The 21,040-nt window shown below is 60.1% G+C and carries 17 protein-coding genes and 1 pseudogene; 13 read left to right on the top strand and 5 right to left on the bottom strand.

Going from position 1 to position 21,040, the window contains the following annotated elements; translation table 11 throughout:
• Positions 1-557: 557 nt before the first annotated feature.
• Complete coding sequence (gene gbcA, locus ACOYXJ_RS11880) at positions 558-1,853, bottom strand: glycine-betaine demethylase subunit GbcA (RefSeq protein ID WP_095121404.1); 1,296 nt, start codon at positions 1,851-1,853, stop codon at positions 558-560.
• Positions 1,854-2,150: 297 nt separating this feature from the next.
• Between gbcA and gbcB the strand changes: the two genes are divergently transcribed.
• Entirely contained in the window at positions 2,151-3,251 is a 1,101-nt protein-coding gene (gene gbcB / locus ACOYXJ_RS11885) for a glycine-betaine demethylase subunit GbcB (RefSeq protein WP_007911227.1), read from the top strand.
• Positions 3,252-3,571: 320 nt separating this feature from the next.
• Here gbcB and ACOYXJ_RS11890 read toward each other — a convergent pair whose 3' ends face one another.
• Positions 3,572-4,396: an SDR family oxidoreductase gene (locus tag ACOYXJ_RS11890; RefSeq protein WP_460369601.1), complete on the bottom strand. Its 825-nt coding sequence runs from the start codon at positions 4,394-4,396 to the stop codon at positions 3,572-3,574.
• Positions 4,397-4,573: 177 nt separating this feature from the next.
• Entirely contained in the window at positions 4,574-5,614 is a 1,041-nt protein-coding gene (locus ACOYXJ_RS11895; protein ID WP_016772826.1) for a threonine aldolase family protein, read from the bottom strand.
• Between the two features lie 126 nt (positions 5,615-5,740).
• Between ACOYXJ_RS11895 and ACOYXJ_RS11900 the strand changes: the two genes are divergently transcribed.
• The 8 genes from ACOYXJ_RS11900 (at position 5,741) to fdhA (ending at position 15,896) form a co-directional block, all read left to right on the top strand.
• Entirely contained in the window at positions 5,741-6,451 is a 711-nt protein-coding gene (locus ACOYXJ_RS11900) for a TraX family protein (protein ID WP_460369603.1), read from the top strand.
• Positions 6,452-6,723: 272 nt separating this feature from the next.
• On the top strand, positions 6,724-7,977 hold the full coding sequence (locus ACOYXJ_RS11905) for a serine hydroxymethyltransferase (RefSeq protein WP_007913117.1): 1,254 nt from the start codon (positions 6,724-6,726) through the stop codon (positions 7,975-7,977).
• Between the two features lie 20 nt (positions 7,978-7,997).
• Positions 7,998-9,248 (top strand): sarcosine oxidase subunit beta, encoded by a 1,251-nt coding sequence (locus ACOYXJ_RS11910; protein WP_150793278.1) that lies wholly within the window; start codon positions 7,998-8,000, stop codon positions 9,246-9,248.
• Positions 9,249-9,262: 14 nt separating this feature from the next.
• Positions 9,263-9,592 carry a sarcosine oxidase subunit delta gene (locus ACOYXJ_RS11915; protein WP_007913119.1) on the top strand — a complete coding sequence of 110 codons (330 nt, stop codon included), beginning with the start codon at positions 9,263-9,265 and terminating at the stop codon, positions 9,590-9,592.
• A complete protein-coding gene (locus ACOYXJ_RS11920) occupies positions 9,589-12,606 on the top strand; it encodes a sarcosine oxidase subunit alpha (protein ID WP_150793279.1) in 3,018 nt (1,005 codons plus the stop codon). Before ACOYXJ_RS11915 ends, ACOYXJ_RS11920 begins: the two co-directional genes overlap by 4 nt.
• A 143-nt stretch (positions 12,607-12,749) precedes the next feature.
• The gene (locus ACOYXJ_RS11925; RefSeq protein ID WP_122594760.1) at positions 12,750-13,382 is read left to right on the top strand and encodes a sarcosine oxidase subunit gamma; all 633 of its coding nucleotides are present in this window, start codon (positions 12,750-12,752) and stop codon (positions 13,380-13,382) included.
• Between the two features lie 253 nt (positions 13,383-13,635).
• Positions 13,636-14,493, top strand: coding sequence for a formyltetrahydrofolate deformylase (gene purU, locus ACOYXJ_RS11930; protein WP_034155014.1), 858 nt, complete (start codon positions 13,636-13,638; stop codon positions 14,491-14,493).
• Between the two features lie 203 nt (positions 14,494-14,696).
• Positions 14,697-15,896 carry a formaldehyde dehydrogenase, glutathione-independent gene (fdhA, locus tag ACOYXJ_RS11935; RefSeq protein WP_093429915.1) on the top strand — a complete coding sequence of 400 codons (1,200 nt, stop codon included), beginning with the start codon at positions 14,697-14,699 and terminating at the stop codon, positions 15,894-15,896.
• A 268-nt stretch (positions 15,897-16,164) separates the two neighbouring features.
• Here fdhA and ACOYXJ_RS11940 read toward each other — a convergent pair.
• Positions 16,165-16,302, bottom strand: a pseudogene (locus ACOYXJ_RS11940) (anti-sigma factor); the annotation flags it as partial.
• A gap of 224 nt (positions 16,303-16,526) precedes the next feature.
• On the opposite strand from ACOYXJ_RS11940, the gene ACOYXJ_RS11945 reads away from it, so the two are divergent.
• Positions 16,527-17,084, top strand: a complete 558-nt coding sequence (locus tag ACOYXJ_RS11945; protein WP_460369608.1) for a DUF2780 domain-containing protein — start codon at positions 16,527-16,529, stop codon at positions 17,082-17,084.
• Position 17,085: 1 nt separating this feature from the next.
• On the opposite strand, the gene ACOYXJ_RS11950 is transcribed toward ACOYXJ_RS11945, so the two are convergent.
• Complete coding sequence (locus ACOYXJ_RS11950; RefSeq protein WP_460369610.1) at positions 17,086-17,973, bottom strand: acyltransferase; 888 nt, start codon at positions 17,971-17,973, stop codon at positions 17,086-17,088.
• Between the two features lie 257 nt (positions 17,974-18,230).
• On the opposite strand from ACOYXJ_RS11950, the gene rloA2 reads away from it, so the two are divergent.
• The 3 genes from rloA2 to creC all read left to right on the top strand — a co-directional run bounded on the left by rloA2 (position 18,231) and on the right by creC (position 20,906).
• Positions 18,231-18,734, top strand: a complete 504-nt coding sequence (gene rloA2, locus ACOYXJ_RS11955; protein WP_095050277.1) for a retropepsin-like aspartic peptidase RloA2 — start codon at positions 18,231-18,233, stop codon at positions 18,732-18,734.
• 73 nt (positions 18,735-18,807) lie between these two features.
• A complete protein-coding gene (creB, locus tag ACOYXJ_RS11960; RefSeq protein ID WP_150793283.1) occupies positions 18,808-19,488 on the top strand; it encodes a two-component system response regulator CreB in 681 nt (226 codons plus the stop codon).
• On the top strand, positions 19,488-20,906 hold the full coding sequence (gene creC, locus ACOYXJ_RS11965) for a two-component system sensor histidine kinase CreC (RefSeq protein ID WP_460369612.1): 1,419 nt from the start codon (positions 19,488-19,490) through the stop codon (positions 20,904-20,906). The genes creB and creC overlap by 1 nt, the downstream gene beginning before the upstream one ends.
• Positions 20,907-21,040 lie beyond the last annotated feature (134 nt).

The raw sequence follows: 21,040 nt of genomic DNA on the forward strand, positions 1-21,040 counted from the left end.
TCTGTGGATAAGATGTTCGCTATCCGCTGAGACCCTTATAAACCGTGGCCTGTGAAGAGTTGATCAAAAAACAATCAATTCATCTGTTTCAACGAAAAACGCTCGCGCAAACCTCGATTTCACACAGCCTCCAACGCTTTTCCACAGACAAGGCAAAGTTACCCCCGAACTCTGTTGGCGCTTCTGTGGATAACATGTTTGCCATCCTCTACAGACCATACAGAACGTGGCTTACAAGAATGCGATCAAAAATCAACCAATGCGCCTTGCAAACCGTGCTTCTGGATAAGTCACGATTTTTCTTCACAAATCAGTCAGTTATTTTATGGTTCATCCACAGTTACCCCCATTTGCTGTGGGTGGCTATGTGGATAACTTGTTTGCGGAAGGCTGGGGGGCTTGGCGGGTATGGGGTGTGGGGTGGTTGATCAGAATTTGTGCAATCAAGGTTCAGGGATGTGGTGCATGTGAAATAGCTATCGCGAGCAGGCTCACTCCTACAAGGGAACGCATTCCACCTGTAGGAGCTGCCGAAGGCTGCGATCTTTTGATTTTGATCAGCCCTGAACCGGCACGCCTTTGAGGTACGGCGCTGGCTCGGCGCCGAGGTTGTTCAGCAAGCGTTCGCTGTACCAATCAACGAAGTTGACCACGCCAAACTCATAAGTCTTCGAGTAAGGCCCAGGCTGATACGCCGTCGAGTTGATCCCGCGCTGGTTCTCTTCCGCCAGTCGGCGATCCTGATCGTTGGTCGCATCCCACACCTGACGCATGCGCTCGACGTCGTAATCGACCCCCTCAACCGCATCCTTGTGCACGATCCACTTGGTGGTGACCATGGTTTCCTGCGCGCTGATCGGCCACACGGTGAAAACGATGATGTGGTCGCCCATGCAGTGGTTCCACGAGTGCGGCAGGTGCAGGATGCGCATCGAGCCCAGATCCGGGTTCTTTATCCGGCCCATCAGTTTCGCGCAGCCCTGTTTGCCGTCGAGGGTCATCGACACGGTGCCCTTGAGCAGCGGCATGCGCACGATGCGGTTGCGCAGGCCGAAACTGGCGTGGGCGTAAGGGATCTTCTCGGCTTCCCAGGCAGCAGCGGACGCAGCAACGTGATCCTTGAACGCCTGATCGGCGCGCGGGTCGGTGACGTCGTCCCATTCCAGCAGGGTTTTCAGCAGTTCCGGGTGCGACGCGTTGCAGTGGTAGCACTCGCGGTTGTTTTCCAGCACCAGTTTCCAGTTGGCCTTTTCCATCAAGGTGGTGGTAATCGCCACCTTGGTGTTCTCCATGTCGTACGGTTCCATGTAATGGTTCAGCGTCGCCAGGAAGTCATCAATGGCCGGTGGATTCTCGGCCAGGCTGATGAAGATGTAGCCGCCGGCAGTCTTCACGTTCACCGGTTTGAGGCCGTACTGCTTCATGTCGAAGTCGGCGCCCATTTCGGTGCCGGCGAAGAGCAGGCGCCCGTCCAGCTCGTACGTCCACTGGTGGTAGTGGCAGACCAGTTTGGCAACCTTGCCTTTTTCGCTGGTGCACAGTCGCGAACCACGGTGGCGGCAGACGTTATGGAACGCGTGCACCACGCCTTCGGCGCCACGGATAACGATGATCGGGTTTTTGCCGATCTGCAGGGTCAGGTAGTTGCCCTTGGCCGGGATCTCGCAGGTCATGCCGGCGATCAACCACTCTTTCTGGAAGATCTCCTGCATGTCGATATCGAACAGCCGCTCATCGCTATAGAACGGTTGCGGCAGCGAAAACGTCCGCTCGCGCTCCTGGAGCATTTGTGCGGTGGCCTTGCGTGCGGGTTCCAGCGGATCGCCCAGGCTGATTTTTGCGGTGACGTCCATCGATGTGATCCTCATGGCCATCTGCGTGGCCGGCGAAAAGTGGCTGATCAGGTGTGCTGCTAACGGTTGCTACGCAAGGTGTAAAGAATCTGTCTTGGTGTTGGGGCGAGTGTGGGGCCGGCGCTGCCGCGAACCTTATCCATGGGCGACATGGTGCAATCTGTTCCCGACGCGCAACCCCCGGTGGTTGGGGGCTGGTCGCGATAAGTATGCCGATGTCGCGGATAGGTAAACGGACGGTTCACGCTATACGCAGAATCGCCGACATGAGGCCGACAGTCGGCCGTGGAGAACAGCATGTCCAACAGCTTCCTGAATCCGGTCACCACCCAGACCTGGGCCAATGGCCGACACATCGTCCGTTGCGTCAAAGTCATCCAGGAAACCTGGGACGTGCGCACCTTCTGCTTTATGGCTGATCAGCCGATCCTGTTCTTCTTCAAGCCCGGGCAGTTCGTAACCCTGGAGCTGGAAATCGAAGGCCAGCCGATCATGCGCTCGTACACGATCTCCAGTTCGCCGTCGGTGCCGTACAGCTTTTCGGTGACGATCAAACGCGTGCCGGGGGGCAAGGTGTCCAACTGGCTGCACGATACGCTGCATGAAGGCCAGGAGCTGGCGGTGCACGGGCCGGTCGGGCTGTTCAACGCCATCGACTTTCCGAGCCCGAAAGTCCTCTATCTCAGCGGCGGCGTGGGGATTACTCCATGCATGTCGATGGCGCGCTGGTTCTACGACACCAACGCCAATGTCGACATGACCTTTATCCACAGCGCGCGCTCGCCGAAAGACATCATTTACCACCGCGAGCTGGAACACATGGCGTCGCGGATCGACAACTTCAGCCTGCACCTGATTTGCGAGAAGCACGGCTTGGGCGAGCCGTGGGCCGGGTATCGCGGCTACCTCAATCACAAGATGCTCGAACTGATGGTGCCCGACTTTCTTGAGCGCGAAGTGTTCTGCTGCGGCCCGACGCCGTACATGAATGCGGTCAAGCGCCTGCTGGAAGTGGCCGGTTACGACATGTCGCGTTATCACGAGGAATCCTTCGGCGCCACGCCACCGGAAGCCCGTGCCGATGCGGTGGAGCAAGCCGAGCAGGCTGCGGATGCGCCGGAAATCGATGCGGCGGATCTGCATCAGGTCGAATTCACCTCGTCCGGCAAAAGCATTCGTGTGGCACCGGGCGAGACCGTGCATGCGGCGGCGGCCAAGCTGGGCTTGATGATTCCGAAGGCGTGCGGGATGGGGATTTGCGGGACGTGCAAGGTGCTCAAGCTGGGTGGTGAAGTGGAGATGGAGCACAACGGCGGGATTACCGAGGACGACGAGGCGGAAGGGTTTATCTTGTCGTGCTGCAGTGTGCCTAAAGGGGATGTGCGTATCGATTTCTGATCGGTAACCCTCACCCCAGCCCTCTCCCAGAGGGAGAGGGGGCCGACCGAGGTGTCTGGCGTTCTACATCGACCTGAAAGACCTTATCGATTATGGATACGGCAAAGCAGATTCAGGTCGGCGTAACTCTCAAATATCCCTCAATCAGCCCCTTCTCCCTGTTGGAGAGGGGACTGACCGAGTTGTACTCACGAGCTACACCGACTTGAGATATCGAGTCGACTATGGATTCGGTAAAGCAGTTTCAGGTTGGCGTAATTCTCGAATATCCCCCAATCAGTCCCCTCTCCCTCTGGGAGAGGGCTAGGGTGAGGGGCTTTTCAGTCGATAAACAAATCCGGCATTAGTGCCGCCTCGCTTTCTCGATCAAAGCGATAATGATCGAACTCAGTCACGCCGCTCTCGCGCAAAATCTCCTCATCAATCAACAACCGCCCGGTAATCTGCCGTCCGCTGCTACTCAAAATCACATGCGCAGCATCCGCCATGATCGCTGGTGTTCGCGCCTGCTTGAACGACTCCCGATTCCCTAGCTGAAACTCGATCGCCGCCGTGGCAATCATCGTCTGCGGCCACAGCGAGTTGACGCTGATCCCATAACCGGCAAACTCCTCACTCATCCCCAGCGTCAGCATGCTCATGCCGTACTTGGTTACGGTGTAAGGGCTGAACTGTGCAAACCACTTGCTCGCAAGATTCAGCGGCGGCGACAGGTTGAGAATGTGCCCGGCAGATTTCTTCAAATAGGGCAGGGCGGCCTGGCTGCACAGCAGCACTGCGCGGGTGTTGATCTGGTGCATCAGGTCGAAACGCTTGAGCTCAATGTGTTGCACGCCGGTCAACTTGATCGCTCCGGCGTTGTTCACCAGCGCATCGATGCCGCCGAAATGCTCGTTGGCCTGCGCGAGCGCTTTGCGCACAGCCTCTTCATCACGCACATCCACTTGCAGGGCCAGAGCCTTGCCGCCCGCCGCCTCGACTTCGGCGGCGACGCTGTGGATGGTGCCGGGCAGTTTGGCGTGGGGTTCGGCGCTTTTCGCCGCAATCACGATATTGGCCCCGTCCCTCGCGGCACGCAGCGCGATCTCACGGCCAATGCCACGGCTGGCGCCGGTGATGAACAGGGTTTTGCCTTGTAACGACATGCCGATGCTCCTGCTTATTGTTATATGAGCGGAGGGCTCGACAGACAATGTAGACCAAGGGCAACGCAATCTCTGTAGGAGCTGCCGAAGGCTGCGATCTTTTGATCTTGATCTTAAAAAACAAATCAAAAGATCGCAGCCTGCGGCAGCTCCTACAGGGGAGGGTGTGGCGTCAGGTCAGGCGGACATGACTTCGCGGATGTCGCGCGCCAGTTCGCGGACGCGTTCTTCTTCGGTGTCCCAGGAACACATGAAGCGTGCGCCGCCCTTGCCGATGAAGGTGTAGAAGCGCCAGTTTTTTGCGGTCAGCGCGGCGATGGCCGGTTCCGACAGTTGCAGGAACACGCCGTTGGCCTGGACCGGGAACATTAGCTCGACACCCGGAATGTCGCTGACCAGTTCTGCCAGCAATTGCGCGCAGTGGTTGGCGTGACGGGCGTATTTCAGCCAGGCGTCGTTTTCGAGGATGCCGACCCACGGGGCCGAGAGGAAGCGCATTTTCGATGCCAGTTGCCCGGCCTGCTTGCAGCGGTAGTCGAAGTCTTCCGCCAGTTTGTGGTTGAAGAACAGGATGGCTTCACCCACGGCCATGCCGTTTTTCGTGCCGCCGAAGCACAACACATCAACGCCGGCCTTCCAGGTCAGATCGGCCGGCGAGCAGCCGAGAAAGGCGCAGGCGTTGGAGAAGCGTGCGCCGTCCATGTGCAGGTGCAGGCCCAGCTCTTTGCAAGTGGCACTGATGGCGCGGACTTCTTCCGGGGTGTAGACGCTGCCGACTTCGGTGGCTTGGGTCAGAGTCACCACGCGCGGTTTCGGATAGTGAATATCCTGACGCTTGAGCGCGACTTCGCGGATCGATTGCGGGGTGATCTTGCCGTTTTCAGTGCCGGCGATCAGCAGTTTCGAGCCGTTGGAGAAGAATTCCGGGGCGCCGCATTCGTCGGTTTCGACGTGGGCAGTTTCCGAGCAGATCACGCTGTGGTAACTCTGGCACAGCGACGACAGGGCCAGTGAGTTGGCGGCGGTGCCGTTGAAGGCGAAGAATACTTCGCAGTCGGTTTCGAACAGTTTGCGGAAATGGTCGGCCGCGCGTGCGGTCCATTCATCGTCGCCATACGCGCGCTGGTGGCCGTGGTTGGCCTGTTCCATTGCAGCCCAGGCTTCAGGGCAGATACCGGAGTAGTTGTCGCTGGCGAATTGTTGGCTCTTGTCGGTCATGGCCGGCTTCCGTGGTCGAGACTCTTGTGAAGGCTCGTGGTCAATGAGGGTGCGCACTTTACCGAAGATCTTCCGGGGAGCACACGGGATGTCACGTTCAGGAAATTACCAGTTTGTAGGACGATTATGCACTTGAGCAAACGCGACGGCGCACTGGATCTGCTCAAGTGGCTGGCGCTGCTGTGCATGTTGCTCGATCACCTGCGATATGCCGGGTTCTCCGCCGATTGGCTGTATGTGCCTGGGCGGCTAGCGTTTCCGTGGTTTTGCCTGGCGATGGCGGCGAATCTGGCGCGCGATGGTTCGCGGAAGATGGAATGGCGCTATCTGGGCTGGTTGTTGCTGTTCAGTGCGGTGAGCGAGATTCCGTATCGGTTGTACTTTCCAGAGCCGGATACGTTGAACGTGATGCCGACGCTGGCGTTGGGTTTGTTGGTGGCGCGGGGGTGGCAGGATCCCTCGATCATGTCGCGATTGCTGGGTGTTGCTGCCCTGGTGTTGGCGATAGTTTTCCCGGAACGGCTGATGTTCGGGCTCTTTGGTGTTGTGTTGCCGTTGGCGATGCTGCTGGTGTTTCGCCGGCCTTGGTATTTCAGCCTGTTGCCGGGTTTGGTCTGTCTCGCCGCTAACCAATGGCAAGTGCTGTATGAGTCGGCGAGATTTGGTAATAGCGTCGCCATTCTCGGGATTGCCATTTGTCTGTTTGCGCCATTGCTCGGAATGTTCCTGTTGCGACATGCACGATATATCCAGCCACCGCCGATGCGGCGCTGGGCCTACGCCCTCTATCCCGCACATTTCCTCCTGCTGCTCGCCGTCCGCCAATTGATCGCATAACCCCTGTAGGAGTGAGCCTGCTCGCGATGGCGGTGTATCAGCCAACATTTGCTCAGCTGACCCACCGCCATCGCGAGCAGGCTCACTCCTACAGGGGATCTGTGCAGATTCAACAAGCCATTTCCAGCCATGTCGTAAACGCACCTTTGCGTGGCGCGCGCAGGCATTTGAGCTGTCTGCGCCGGTCATACCATCGGCATCAAAGGGCACTGCCTTCATTGCCAGTGCCTTACCGAGACGAATGGCGCACAGATGCCGCTGGGAGAGACGCGATGTTCAGCAAGCAAGACCAGATCCAGGGTTACGACGATGCACTGCTGGCGGCGATGAATGCCGAGGAGCAACGTCAGGAAGATCACATCGAGCTGATCGCGTCGGAGAACTACACCAGCAAACGCGTGATGCAAGCGCAAGGCAGCGGTCTGACCAACAAGTACGCCGAAGGCTATCCGGGCAAGCGCTACTACGGTGGCTGCGAGCACGTCGATAAAGTCGAAGCACTGGCCATCGAACGCGCCAAGCAACTGTTCGGCGCCGATTACGCCAACGTTCAGCCACACTCCGGTTCTTCGGCCAACAGCGCCGTGTACCTGGCGCTGATCCAGCCGGGCGACACCATTCTCGGCATGAGCCTGGCCCACGGCGGTCACCTGACCCACGGCGCCAAAGTGTCGTCCTCGGGCAAGCTCTACAACGCCGTGCAGTACGGCATCAACACCGACACCGGGCTGATCGATTACGACGAAGTCGAGCGTCTCGCCGTCGAATCCAAGCCGAAAATGATCGTCGCCGGTTTCTCCGCTTACTCGAAGACTCTGGACTTCCCGCGCTTCCGTCAGATCGCTGACAAGGTCGGCGCGCTGCTGTTCGTCGACATGGCCCACGTCGCCGGTCTGGTTGCCGCCGGTCTGTACCCGAACCCGCTGCCGTACGCCGACGTGGTCACCACCACCACCCACAAAACCCTGCGCGGCCCACGTGGCGGCTTGATCCTGGCCAAGTCCAACGAAGAGATCGAGAAGAAGCTCAACGCCGCCGTATTCCCCGGTGCTCAGGGCGGCCCGCTGATGCACGTCATCGCCGGTAAAGCCGTGTGTTTCAAGGAAGCACTGGAGCCAGGCTTCAAGGCGTATCAGCAACAAGTGATCGACAACGCTCAGGCGATGGCCAGCGTGTTTATCAAACGTGGCTACGATGTAGTGTCCGGCGGCACCGACAATCACTTGTTCCTGGTCAGCCTGATCCGTCAGGGCCTGACCGGCAAAGACGCCGACGCCGCCCTTGGCCGTGCACACATCACCGTGAACAAGAACGCCGTGCCGAACGACCCGCAATCGCCGTTCGTGACCTCGGGCCTGCGCATCGGCACTCCGGCTGTCACCACTCGCGGTTTCAAAGTGACCCAGTGCGAAGTGTTGGCTGGCTGGATCTGCGACATCCTCGACAACCTCGGTGATGCCGATGTCGAGGCCAATGTTGCCCAGCAAGTGTCGGCCCTGTGCGCAGACTTCCCGGTTTACCGCTGAGCGTTCTGGAGTAAATGACTATGCAACGCTATTCGGGCTTCGGCCTCTTCAAACACTCCCTCAGCCACCACGAAAACTGGCAGCGCATGTGGCGCACGCCAACGCCGAAGAAGGTCTACGACGTGGTCATCGTCGGCGGCGGCGGGCACGGTCTGGCGACTGCCTACTATTTGGCGAAAGAACACGGCATCACCAACGTCGCCGTGGTCGAGAAGGGTTGGCTGGGCGGTGGTAACACCGCGCGCAACACCACCATCGTGCGTTCCAACTACTTGTGGGACGAGTCGGCGCACCTCTACGAACACGCGATGAAATTGTGGGAAGGCCTGTCCCAGGATCTCAACTACAACGTGATGTTCTCCCAGCGCGGCGTTTACAACCTGTGCCACACCCTGCAGGACATCCGTGATTCCGAGCGTCGGGTCAGCGCCAACCGCCTCAATGGCGTCGATGGCGAACTGCTCAACGCCAAGCAAGTGGCTGACGAAATTCCGTACCTCGACTGCTCGAAAAACACCCGCTACCCAATCATGGGCGCCACCGTGCAGCGTCGCGGCGGCGTCGCCCGTCATGATGCCGTAGCCTGGGGCTTTGCCCGTGCCGCCGACGCCTTGGGCGTGGACTTGATCCAGCAGACCGAAGTGATCGGTTTCCGCAAGGAAAACGGCGTGTGCATCGGTGTTGAAACCAACAAGGGTTTCATCGGCGCCAAGCGCGTCGGTGTGGTCACTGCCGGTAACTCCGGGCACATGGCCAAACTCGCCGGGTTCCGTCTGCCGATCGAATCCCACCCGCTGCAAGCGCTGGTGTCCGAGCCGATCAAGCCGATTATCGACAGCGTGATCATGTCCAACGCCGTGCACGGTTACATCAGCCAGTCCGACAAGGGCGACCTGGTGATCGGCGCCGGTATCGACGGTTACAACGGCTACGGCCAGCGCGGTTCGTATCCGGTGATCGAGCACACCATTCAGGCCATCGTCGAGATGTTCCCGGTGTTGTCGCGCGTACGCATGAACCGTCAGTGGGGCGGCATCGTCGACACCACCCCGGACGCTTGCCCGATCATTTCGAAAACCCCGGTACCGAACATGTTCTTCAACTGCGGTTGGGGCACCGGCGGTTTCAAAGCCACACCTGGCTCGGGCAACGTGTTTGCCGCGAGTCTGGCCAAGGGTGAAATGCACCCGTTGGCCGCACCTTTCTCCATCGACCGTTTCCACAACGGTGCGTTGATCGATGAACACGGCGCTGCTGCGGTTGCCCACTAACAGGAGAAATCCCCATGTTGCATATCTTCTGTCCTCACTGCGGCGAACTGCGCTCCGAAGAGGAATTCCACGCATCCGGTCAGGCGCACATCCCGCGCCCGCTCGACCCTGGCGCCTGCACCGACGAGGAGTGGGGCGACTACATGTTCTTCCGCGATAACCCGCGCGGTCTGCACCACGAGTTGTGGGATCACGTTGCCGGTTGCCGTCAGTACTTCAACGTCACCCGCGACACCGTGACCTACGAGATTCTCGAAACCTACAAGATCGGCACCAAGCCGCAATTCACCGACAAGGCTGATTCGGCGAAAACAGCCACGACGGCGCTGGGAGAGAAGGTATGAGCCAGACCAATCGCCTGTCCAACGGTGGACGGATCGACCGCAACAAAGTGCTGAGCTTCACCTTCAACGGTCAGAGCTACAAAGGCTTCGAGGGTGACTCGCTGGCCGCCGCGCTGATCGCCAACGGCGTCGACATCATCGGCCGCAGCTTCAAGTATTCGCGTCCTCGCGGGATCTTCGCCGCCGGTGCCGAAGAGCCGAACGCGGTGCTGCAGATCGGTGCCACCGAAGCCACGCAGATTCCCAACGTGCGCGCCACGCAACAAGCGCTGTATCAAGGTCTGGTCGCGACCAGTACCAATGGCTGGCCGAGCGTCAACAACGACATGATGGGCATTCTCGGCAAGGTCGGCGGCAAGCTGATGCCGCCGGGTTTCTACTACAAAACCTTCATGTACCCGCAATCGTTCTGGATGACTTACGAGAAGTACATTCGCAAGGCTGCAGGTCTTGGCCGTTCGCCGACCGAAGTCGATCCGGACACCTACGACTACATGAACCAGCACTGCGACGTGCTGATCGTCGGCGCTGGCCCGGCCGGTCTCGCCGCTGCCCTGGCCGCTGCGCGCAGCGGTGCCCGAGTGATTCTGGCCGATGAGCAGGAAGAGTTCGGCGGCAGTCTGCTCGACTCCCGTGAAAGCCTCGACGGCAAACCGGCGATGGACTGGGTCGCCAGCGTCATCACCGAACTGAAGAACACCCCGGACGTGCTGCTGTTGCCGCGCGCCACGGTCAATGGTTACCACGACCACAACTTCCTGACCATTCACGAACGCCTCACCGATCACCTCGGTGACCGCGCGCCGATTGGTCAAGTGCGCCAGCGCATTCACCGTGTTCGCGCCAAGCGTGTGGTGCTGGCGACCGGTGCCTGCGAGCGTCCGCTGGTTTACGGCAACAACGACGTGCCGGGCAACATGCTCGCCGGTGCGGTGTCGACTTACGTGCGTCGCTACGGCGTAGCGCCGGGCAAGAAACTGGTGCTGTCGACCAACAACGATCACGCTTATCGCGTAGCTCTGGATTGGCTCGACGCCAGTCTGCAAGTGGTGGCCATCGCCGATGCGCGCAGCAATCCGCGTGGTGCACTGGTGGAAGAAGCCCGCGCCAAAGGTATTCGTATCCTCACTGGCAGTGCCGTGATTGAAGCCCGTGGCAGCAAGCGCGTGACCGCTGCCCGCGTTGCCGCGATTGATGTCAAAGCCCATTCGGTGACCAGCCCGGGCGAATGGCTCGACTGCGATGTGGTTGCCAGTTCCGGCGGTTACAGCCCGGTCGTTCACCTGGCTTCGCACCTTGGTGGCAAGCCGACCTGGCGCGAAGACATCCTCGGTTTCGTACCGGGCGAAGCACCGCAGAAACGCGTGTGCGTCGGTGGCATCAACGGCGTTTACGGTCTCGGCGATTCGCTCGCTGACGGTTTTGAAGGTGGCGTGCGCGCTGCCGCTGAAGCCGGTTTCCAGACCGTCGAAGGCGTGCTGCCGAAAGCCCTGAGCCGTCACGAAGAACCGACGCTGGCGCTGTTCCAGGTGCCGCACGAAAAGAACACTGCACGGGCGCCGAAGCAATTCGTCGACCTGCAAAACGACGTGACTGCCGCCGCCATCGAACTGGCAACCCGCGAAGGTTTCGAGTCGGTCGAGCACGTCAAACGCTACACCGCGCTGGGCTTCGGCACCGATCAGGGCAAGCTCGGCAACGTCAACGGTCTGGCCATCGCCGCCCGCTCGCTGAACGTAACCATCCCGCAGATGGGCACCACGATGTTCCGCCCGAACTACACGCCGGTGACTTTCGGCGCCGTGGCCGGTCGTCACTGTGGGCACATTTTCGAACCGGTGCGTCACACCGCGCTGCATGCCTGGCATGTGAAGAATGGCGCCGAGTTTGAAGACGTCGGTCAGTGGAAACGTCCATGGTACTTCCCGAAAAACGGTGAAGACCTGCATGCCGCGGTGAAGCGCGAGTGCAAAGCCGTGCGCGACAGCGTCGGCCTGCTCGACGCCTCGACCCTCGGCAAGATCGACATTCAAGGCCCGGATGCCCGCGAGTTTCTTAACCGCGTGTACACCAACGCCTGGACCAAACTCGACGTGGGCAAGGCCCGCTACGGTTTGATGTGCAAAGAAGACGGCATGGTCTTCGACGACGGTGTCACGGCGTGTCTGGCCGACAACCATTTCGTCATGACCACCACCACCGGCGGCGCGGCGCGCGTGCTGCAATGGCTGGAGCTGTACCACCAGACCGAATGGCCGGACATGAAGGTTTACTTCACCTCCGTCACCGACCACTGGGCGACCATGACCCTGTCCGGGCCGAACAGCCGCAAGCTGCTCAGCGCCGTGACCGACATTGATCTGAGCAACGAAGCCTTCCCGTTCATGACCTGGAAAGAAGGTCTCGTCGGCGGTGTGCCGGCGCGGGTGTTCCGCATCTCGTTTACCGGTGAGCTGTCGTACGAAGTCAACGTGCAGGCCGACTACGCGATGGGCGTGCTGGAGAAAATCGTCGAGGCCGGCAAGCAATACAACCTGACCCCGTACGGCACCGAGACCATGCACGTCCTGCGTGCCGAGAAGGGTTTCATCATCGTTGGTCAGGACACTGACGGCTCGATGACCCCGGACGACCTGAACATGGGCTGGTGCGTGGGTCGCACCAAACCGTTCTCGTGGATCGGTCAGCGTGGGATGAACCGTGAAGACTGCGTGAAGGATCAGCGTAAGCAACTGGTCGGTCTGAAGCCGATCGATCCGAACGTGTGGCTGCCGGAAGGTGCGCAATTGGTGTTCAACACCAAGCAGACGATCCCGATGACCATGGTTGGCCACGTGACCTCCAGCTACGCGCACAACTCCCTCGGTTATTCGTTTGCCATGGGTGTGGTCAAGGGCGGTCTGAAGCGCATGGGCGAGCGGGTGTTTGCACCGCTGGCCGATGGCAGCGTGATCGAGGCAGAGATTGTTTCTTCGGTGTTCTTCGATCCGAAGGGTGATCGCCAGAACATCTGACGGCCTCAAGAACTGTGGGCGGGCGGCTATTCGCGAGCAGGCTCGCTCCCACATTCGACCGCGTTCCCCTGTGGGAGCGAGCCTGCTCGCGAAAGCGGCAGATCAGCCACCGCAGGAACCAACAGAATTCAGGAAGGTGCTTTATGACCACAGCCAACGTGTACCAACAACGCCCGACCACCGGCGCCAAGGCCGAGTCGTCGCTGCACCATGCCGACCTCGCCAGCCTGGTCGGCAAGGGCCGCAAGAACGCCGGCGTGATCGTGCGGGAAAAGAAACTCCTCGGTCACCTGACCATTCGTGGCGACGGCCACGATGCCGCGTTCGCCGCCGGTGTGCACAAAGCGTTGGGCATCGAACTGCCCGGCGCTCTGAGCGTCATCGTCAAAGGCGAAACCAGCCTGCAATGGATGGGCCCGGACGAGTGGCTGCTGATCGTGCCAAGCGGTGAAGAGTTCGCCGCCGAACAGCAACTGCGTGAAGCGCTGGGCGATCTGCATATCGCGATCGTCAACGTCAGCGGCGGCCAGCAGGTGCTCGAACTGAGCGGCCCGAACGTGCGTCAGGTGCTGATGAAGTCGACCAGCTATGACGTGCATCCGAATAACTTCCCGGTGGGTAAAGCGGTCGGCACGGTGTTTGCCAAGTCGCAGCTGATGATTCGTCATACTGCTGAAGACACCTGGGAACTGCTGATTCGTCGTAGCTTTTCGGATTACTGGTGGTTGTGGTTGCAGGATGCTTCGGCTGAGTACGGGTTGAGCGTTCAGGCTTAAAGTGAATTGCGTTGAGCGTGCTTGCGTGTAGGGCTGGAGACTTTTTCCCCCTCACCCCAGCCCTCTCCCCCAAGGGGGAGAGGGGAAAGGGAGCCGATCTCGGGTGTTTTTGCGATCTGTATTCACCCGCGAGATTTCAGGTCGATGTAACTCGGCAGACACTTAGGTAAGTCCCCTCTCCCTCTGGGAGAGGGCTAGGGTGAGGGGCAAAAATCCCCCTGACACCCCGCACAAGAACAGGAGTCACCGCACCATGAGCCGCGCCCCAGACACATGGATTCTGACCGCCGACTGCCCCAGCGTCCTCGGCACCGTGGACGCGGTCACGCGTTTTCTGTTCGAGCAGGGCTGCTACGTCACCGAGCACCACTCGTTTGATGACCGCCTCTCCGGCCGCTTCTTCATTCGCGTGGAATTCCGTCAGCCCGACGGCTTCGACGAACAGTCCTTCCGCGACGGCCTCGCCGAACGCGGCCAGGCCTTCGGCATGATCTTCGAGCTGACTGCGCCGAACTACCGGCCAAAAGTGGTGATCATGGTCTCCAAGGCCGATCACTGCCTCAACGATTTGCTCTACCGCCAGCGCATCGGCCAGTTGTCGATGGACGTGGCGGCAGTGGTCTCCAACCACCCGGATCTGAAACCGCTGGCCGACTGGCACCAGATTCCCTACTACCATTTCCCCCTCGACCCCAACGACAAACCGTCGCAGGAGCGTCAGGTGTGGCAGGTGATCGAAGAGTCCGGCGCCGAACTGGTGATCCTCGCGCGCTATATGCAGGTGCTGTCGCCGGAGCTGTGCCGCAAGCTCGATGGCAAAGCGATCAACATTCATCACTCGCTGCTGCCGGGTTTCAAGGGCGCCAAGCCGTATCACCAGGCTTATAACAAAGGCGTGAAACTGGTCGGCGCGACGGCGCATTACATCAATAACGATCTCGATGAAGGGCCGATCATCGCCCAAGGCGTCGAGGCGGTGGATCACAGTCATTACCCTGAGGATCTGATTGCCAAGGGGCGCGATATTGAAGGCCTGACGCTGGCGCGGGCGGTTGGGTATCACATTGAGAGACGGGTTTTTTTGAACGCCAATAGAACCGTCGTTCTTTAGAGCGCTTTCGCGAGCAGGCTCGCTCCCACAGGGATTTGTGTTGAAACACAGGTCTCTGTCACACCAAAGATCAACTGTGGGAGCGAGCCTGCTCGCGAAGGGGCCATAACTGACAACGCAAGACCAACAAGCAATACCCGAGCATTCAACGCGCTGCCTGCCTGGGCAACGCGGTTCCATAAAAACAACAGCGAGGTGAAAGCATGTCTGGCAATCGTGGTGTGGTGTATCTCGGCGCTGGCAAGGTCGAAGTACAGAAAATCGACTATCCGAAAATGCAGGACCCGCGCGGTCGCAAGATCGAGCACGGGGTCATTCTCAAAGTGGTTTCCACCAACATCTGCGGCTCCGACCAGCATATGGTGCGCGGCCGTACCACGGCGCAGACCGGTCTGGTGCTGGGCCACGAGATCACCGGCGAGGTGATCGAAAAAGGCTCCGACGTCGAAAACCTGAAAATCGGTGATCTGGTTTCCGTACCGTTCAACGTGGCTTGCGGGCGCTGCCGTTCCTGCAAGGAGCAACACACCGGCGTTTGCCTGACGGTCAACCCGGCCCGTGCCGGCGGCGCTTACGGTTATGTCGACATGGGCGACTGGACCGGTGGCCAGGCTGAATATGTGCTGGTGCCGTACGCCGACTTCAACCTGCTGAAACTGCCGGATCGCGACAAGGCCATGGAGAAAATCCGCGACCTGACCTGCCTCTCCGACATTCTGCCCACCGGTTACCACGGCGCCGTAACAGCGGGCGTTGGCCCGGGCAGCACCGTTTACATCGCGGGCGCTGGCCCGGTCGGTCTGGCCGCTGCAGCCTCGGCGCGCCTGCTCGGTGCGGCTGTGGTGATCGTGGGCGACGTAAACACCATCCGCTTGGCTCACGCCAAGGCTCAAGGTTTTGAAATCGTCGACCTGTCCAAGGACACGCCGCTGCACGAACAGATCGCCGCACTGCTCGGCGAGCCGGAAGTGGATTGCGCGGTGGACTGCGTCGGCTTCGAAGCACGCGGCCACGGCCACGACGGCGTCAAAGCCGAGGCTCCCGCCACCGTGCTCAATTCACTGATGGGCGTGGTGCGTGTCGCCGGCAAGATCGGTATTCCGGGCCTGTACGTGACCGAAGATCCAGGTGCCGTGGACGCTGCCGCAAAAATGGGCAGCCTGAGCATTCGCTTCGGTCTGGGCTGGGCCAAGTCGCACAGCTTCCACACCGGCCAGACGCCAGTGATGAAGTACAACCGCCAGCTGATGCAGGCGATCATGTGGGATCGCATCAACATCGCCGAAGTGGTGGGCGTGCAGGTGATCAGCCTTGATCAGGCGCCGGAAGGTTATGGCGAGTTCGATGCGGGCGTGCCGAAGAAGTTTGTGATTGATCCGCATAAGTTGTTCAGTGCGGCATAAGGCTTGAGTGCAATACAAAACGGCGACCTCAGGGCCGCCGTTTTTTATTGGAAGGCAAGGTCAAAAGCGACCCTCATCGGAACGCCGCCCGCCCAGCCCTCTCCCTGAGGGAGAGGGGGCCGACCGAGGTGTCTCGCGTCGTACATCGACCTGAAAGATCGAGTCGACTATGGATTCAACGCAAGTCTTTCATGTCGGCGTATTACGTCAATATCCCACGGTCAGTCCCCTCTCCCTCTGGGAGAGGGCTAGGGTGAGGGGCTTTGCTTTAAAGCGCCGCCAAGGCCCCCTGATACAGAACCGGCCCCGTCGGCTGCCCGGTCGGCGAACCACCTTTCGGCTCCAGACTCACTGCCAGCGCAATCGGTTTACCGATCAAGGCTTTCTGCGCCTCGTTCAACTCCAGGCAAAGGCCGGGCGACGAGGGCTGGGCTCGGACTGTTCACAGGCTAGTTCAGCGACAGCGGTTGTGCCATTCATCGCGAGGGTGTCCGGGATTTCACGTTTTATATACGCGGGCCGGATGAAAATGGATGCGCCGCGCCGGAACATGCCGGCGGATACCCGGTCAAACCGGCAGTTTCACTGCCCGTTCAACGGGTGGTTTTCACAGCGCAAGAGGATGTCTGAATGAAGATTTCACGCGGTATTGCCTTGGCTTCACTGATGACCCTTGCGGCCAGCCCGGTGTTTGCCGGTTTCAGTCTGGACGACGTGACCAAGGCTGCTTCCAGCATGCAGGGCGGCAACGCTGCCACCGCCGCCGCGCCGACCTCGGAAACGGCTGGCCTGCTGCAAGCCGTCACCGGTCTGGGCGTTACCCCGCAGCAAGCCGTCGGCGGCACCAGCGCGATGCTGGGCCTGGCCAAGAACCAATTGAGCAGCACCGATTATTCGCAGTTAGCCAAAGAAGTGCCGGGAATCGACAAGCTGTCGGGCGGTAGCGGCAACCTGGCGGCGTTGAGCGGGTTGCTCGGTCAGTCCGGCAAGTCTGCCGGTCTGGAAAACGCGCTGGGCAACGTCAAGGACACCAATGACCTGAACAACGCTTTCGGTGCGTTGGGCATGGACAGCGGCATGGTCGGCCAGTTTGCCCCGGTGCTGCTCAAGTATCTTGGTGACCAAGGCGTTGGCGGCCCGCTGCTGCAGAGTCTGGACAGCATCTGGGGCGCCGGCACCGGTAGCTGATTCAGCGCCGCTCGTTGCGCAGCTCGGCGATGCGCTGATCCTTCTCGTTCCAGAGCTGGTTGACCCAGTTCTGGACCTTCTGGCGAAACGCCGGATCATTCTCGTAGTCGCCCTGCCACAGTGCCGGGTCGAGTTCGCGGGTCTTGATATCGACGATCACGCGCGGCACGTTGCCGCTGATCAAATCCCAGAAACCCGGAATTCGCTCCTGTGGATAAACCACGGTGACGTCGAGAATCGCATCCAGCTGTTCACCCATCGCCGCCAGGACAAACGCCACGCCGCCAGCCTTGGGCTTGAGCAGGTGATTGAACGGTGATTGTTGCTGCGCGCTTTTCGCCGCGGTGTAGCGCGTGCCTTCCAGATAATTGACCACGGTCACCGGCTGCCGCTTGAACAGCTCGCAGGCCTGTCTGGTGATTTCCAGATCCTTGCCGGCCAGCTCCGGGTGCTTCGCCAGGAATGCCTTGGTGTAGCGCTTCATGAACGGGTAATCCAGCGCCCACCACGCCAGCCCCAGAAACGGTACCCAGATCAGTTCTTTCTTGAGGAAGAATTTGAAGAACGGCGTGCGCCGGTTCAGCGTCTGAATCAGCGCCGGAATATCCACCCACGACTGGTGGTTGCTGACCACCAGATACGAGGTGTCGCCGCGCAAATCTTCGCCACCGCGAATGTCCCATTGGGTGGGGATGCACAAGCGGAAAATCAGCTTGTCGATCTCGGCCCAGGTCTCGGCGATCCACATCACCGCGCCCGACGCGTAATCGCGCCAGCGGCCTGGTGCGATCAGTTTGAGCAGGGCGAAGACCAGCAACGGCCCGATCAGGATCAGGGTGTTGAGCAACAGCAGCAGGGTGACGAAACAGCCGGTGAGCAGGCGGCGCATAAGCAACTCTTTGCAAACGGATGGGCGCGCCATGATAAGCAGCTTCGCGCGGCAGGCCAAATCGGTGGTGACGAATGTTTCACTTCAGTCGCGTTAACCTGATCGTTCCCACGCTCTGCGTGGTAACGCCGCCCGTGACGCTCCGCGTCCCTGTGACGCAGAGCGTCACTGGATGCATGCCCACGCAGAGCGTGGGAACGATCAAGCGCGCAACGGTCTAAAATCCCGTTGCCCAACCTCTCAAGGAAGCCCCTTACGTGAAATCCCTCCTTGCACTGTTTGCCCTCGTCGCCCTGCCGGTCATGGCCGCCGAGCCGACCCTGTACGGGCGCTATGAATACATTGCGCTGCCGGAAATCGGCGGTGAAGTGCTCAAGGCCAAGATGGACACCGGCGCGCTGACCGCCTCGCTGTCGGCCAAGGACATCGAAACCTTCACCCGCGATGGCGACGAATGGGTGCGCTTCCGCCTCGCCACCAAGGACGCCAGCAACAAGGTCTACGAACACAAGGTCGCACGGATCAGCAAGATCAAGAGCCGCTCGGACGAAGAGGACGAGGGCGAAAGCACCGAAGTCGCCAAGCGCCCGGTGGTCGATCTGGAGCTGTGCCTGGGTAACGTCAAGCGTACCGTTGAGGTCAACCTGACCGACCGCAGCAACTTCAACTATCCGCTGCTGATCGGTGCCAAGGCCTTGCGCGAGTTTGGCGCTGCGGTAAACCCGGCGCGGCGCTTCACCGCCGACAAACCGGACTGCTGAGCCAAGTGGTCTCATTGACGTAACGTCAGGCTTGGGGCACCGTTCGCGCACTTAACCCACGGGCTCGGACGCCATGCCTCATATCCTGATTGTCGAAGACGAAGCGGCGATTGCCGACACGCTGATTTTTGCCTTGCAGGGCGAGGGCTTCACCACCACGTGGCTGAGCCTCGGCGCGGCGGCGCTTGAACATCAGCGGCAGACGCCGGCCGATCTGATCATCCTCGACATCGGCCTGCCGGACATCAGCGGTTTCGAGACCTGCAAGCAACTGCGGCGCTTCAGCGAAGTGCCGGTGCTGTTCCTCAGCGCCCGCGATGCCGAGATTGATCGCGTGGTGGGTCTGGAAATTGGTGCCGACGATTATGTGGTCAAGCCGTTCAGCCCGCGTGAAGTCGCGGCGCGAGTGAAGGCAATCCTTAAACGCATGGCGCCGCGTCCTGTGATTGAAGCCACTTCAGCGTTGTTCCGTATCGATCCGGAACGGATTCAAATCATTTATCGCGGCCAGACATTAAGCCTGACCCGCCACGAATTCCGCCTGTTGCAATGCCTGCTAGAACAACCCGAGCGGGTATTCAGTCGCGAGCAGTTGCTCGACGCGCTGGGCGTAGCGGCCGACGCCGGTTACGAGCGCAGCATCGACAGCCACGTCAAAAGCCTTCGCGCCAAACTGCGTCTGGTGCGCGCCGACGCCGAGCCGATCCAGACCCATCGCGGCCTCGGTTACAGCTACAGCCCGGGGCACAGCTGATGTCACTGGGGCTGCGGATCTTTCTGGTGTATGTGCTGTTTGTCGGCCTGACCGGGTATTTCGTGCTCAACACGGTGATGGAAGAAATCCGTCCCGGCGTGCGTCAGTCCACCGAAGAAACCCTGGTCGATACCGCCAACCTGATGGCGGAGATCCTGCGGGACGATTTCAAGGCCGGCACCCTTAGCGAGAACCGCTGGCCTGAATTGCTGCGCGCGTATGGTGATCGTCAGCCGCAAGCAACCATTTGGGGCTTACCGAAAAATCAGGTCAACCATCGCATCTACGTCACCGACGCGAAAGGGATCGTCGTGCTCGATTCCAGTGGTGTCGCGGTGGGTCAGGATTACTCGCGCTGGAACGACGTCTACCTGACCCTGCGTGGCGAGTACGGTGCGCGCTCCAGTCGCAGCGATGCGGATGACCCGGCATCTTCAGTCATGCACGTCGGCGCGCCGATCCGCGACAACGGGCAGATTATCGGTGTGGTCACCGTGGCCAAACCCAATAGCTCTTTACAGCCTTACGTGGATCGTACCGAGCGGCGCTTGCTGTATTACGGCGCCGGGTTGATCGGCCTCGGTCTGCTGTTCGGTGCTTTGTTGTCATGGTGGTTGAGCCGTGCGCTGCACCGTTTGACCGGTTATGCACAAGCGGTGAGCGAAGGGCGGCGGGTGGAAGTGCCGCACTATCGCGGCGGTGAGCTGGAGCAACTGGCGACAGCGGTCGAGCAGATGCGCACACAGCTGGAGGGTAAGGCGTACGTTGAGCGCTATGTGCACACGCTGACCCATGAACTGAAAAGTCCGCTGGCGGCGATTCGTGGCGCCGCCGAGTTGCTGCAAGGCGACATGCCGCCGGTTCAGCGCCTACGCTTTGTCGGCAACATCGACAGCGAAAGTGCGCGGATGCAGCAGTTGATCGAACGGTTGCTGAATCTGGCGCAGGTGGAACAACGTCAGGGCCTTGAAGAGCGGGTCGCCGTGCCGTTGGCGGCGCTGGTTGATCAGTTGTTGCAGGGGCAGGCAGCGCGGATTGAAGGCAAACAGTTGCGCATCGAACAGGCGATTGCGGCTGATCTTCTGTTGATCGGCGAGCCGTTTCTGCTGCGTCAGGCGTTGGGTAATCTGCTGGAGAATGCGCTGGATTTCACTCCGGTTGAGGGGTTGCTGCGCTTCAGTGCCGAACGGGTCGGCGAGAAGATCGAATTTCGATTGTTCAATGAAACGGCGCCGATTCCTGACTACGCTTTGCCGCGTCTGACTGAGCGCTTCTACTCGTTGCCACGTCCGGACAGTGGACGAAAAAGCACCGGGTTGGGGCTTAACTTCGTTGAAGAAGTGGTCAAGTTGCATGGCGGGTCGATGCAGATCCGCAATGTCGAGAACGGTGTTGAAGTGACATTGCGCTTGCCTTGATACCGAGGTGCGTCCTTCGCGAGCAGGCTCGCTCCCACAGGGTATTTGTGAACGACACAGATCCAATGTGGGAGCGAGCCTGCTCGCGAAGGGGCCGGTGAAGTCTCCACACAATCTCCACATTCCCCCCACAA

This window comes from Pseudomonas sp. Tul2A7, from assembly GCF_054790505.1.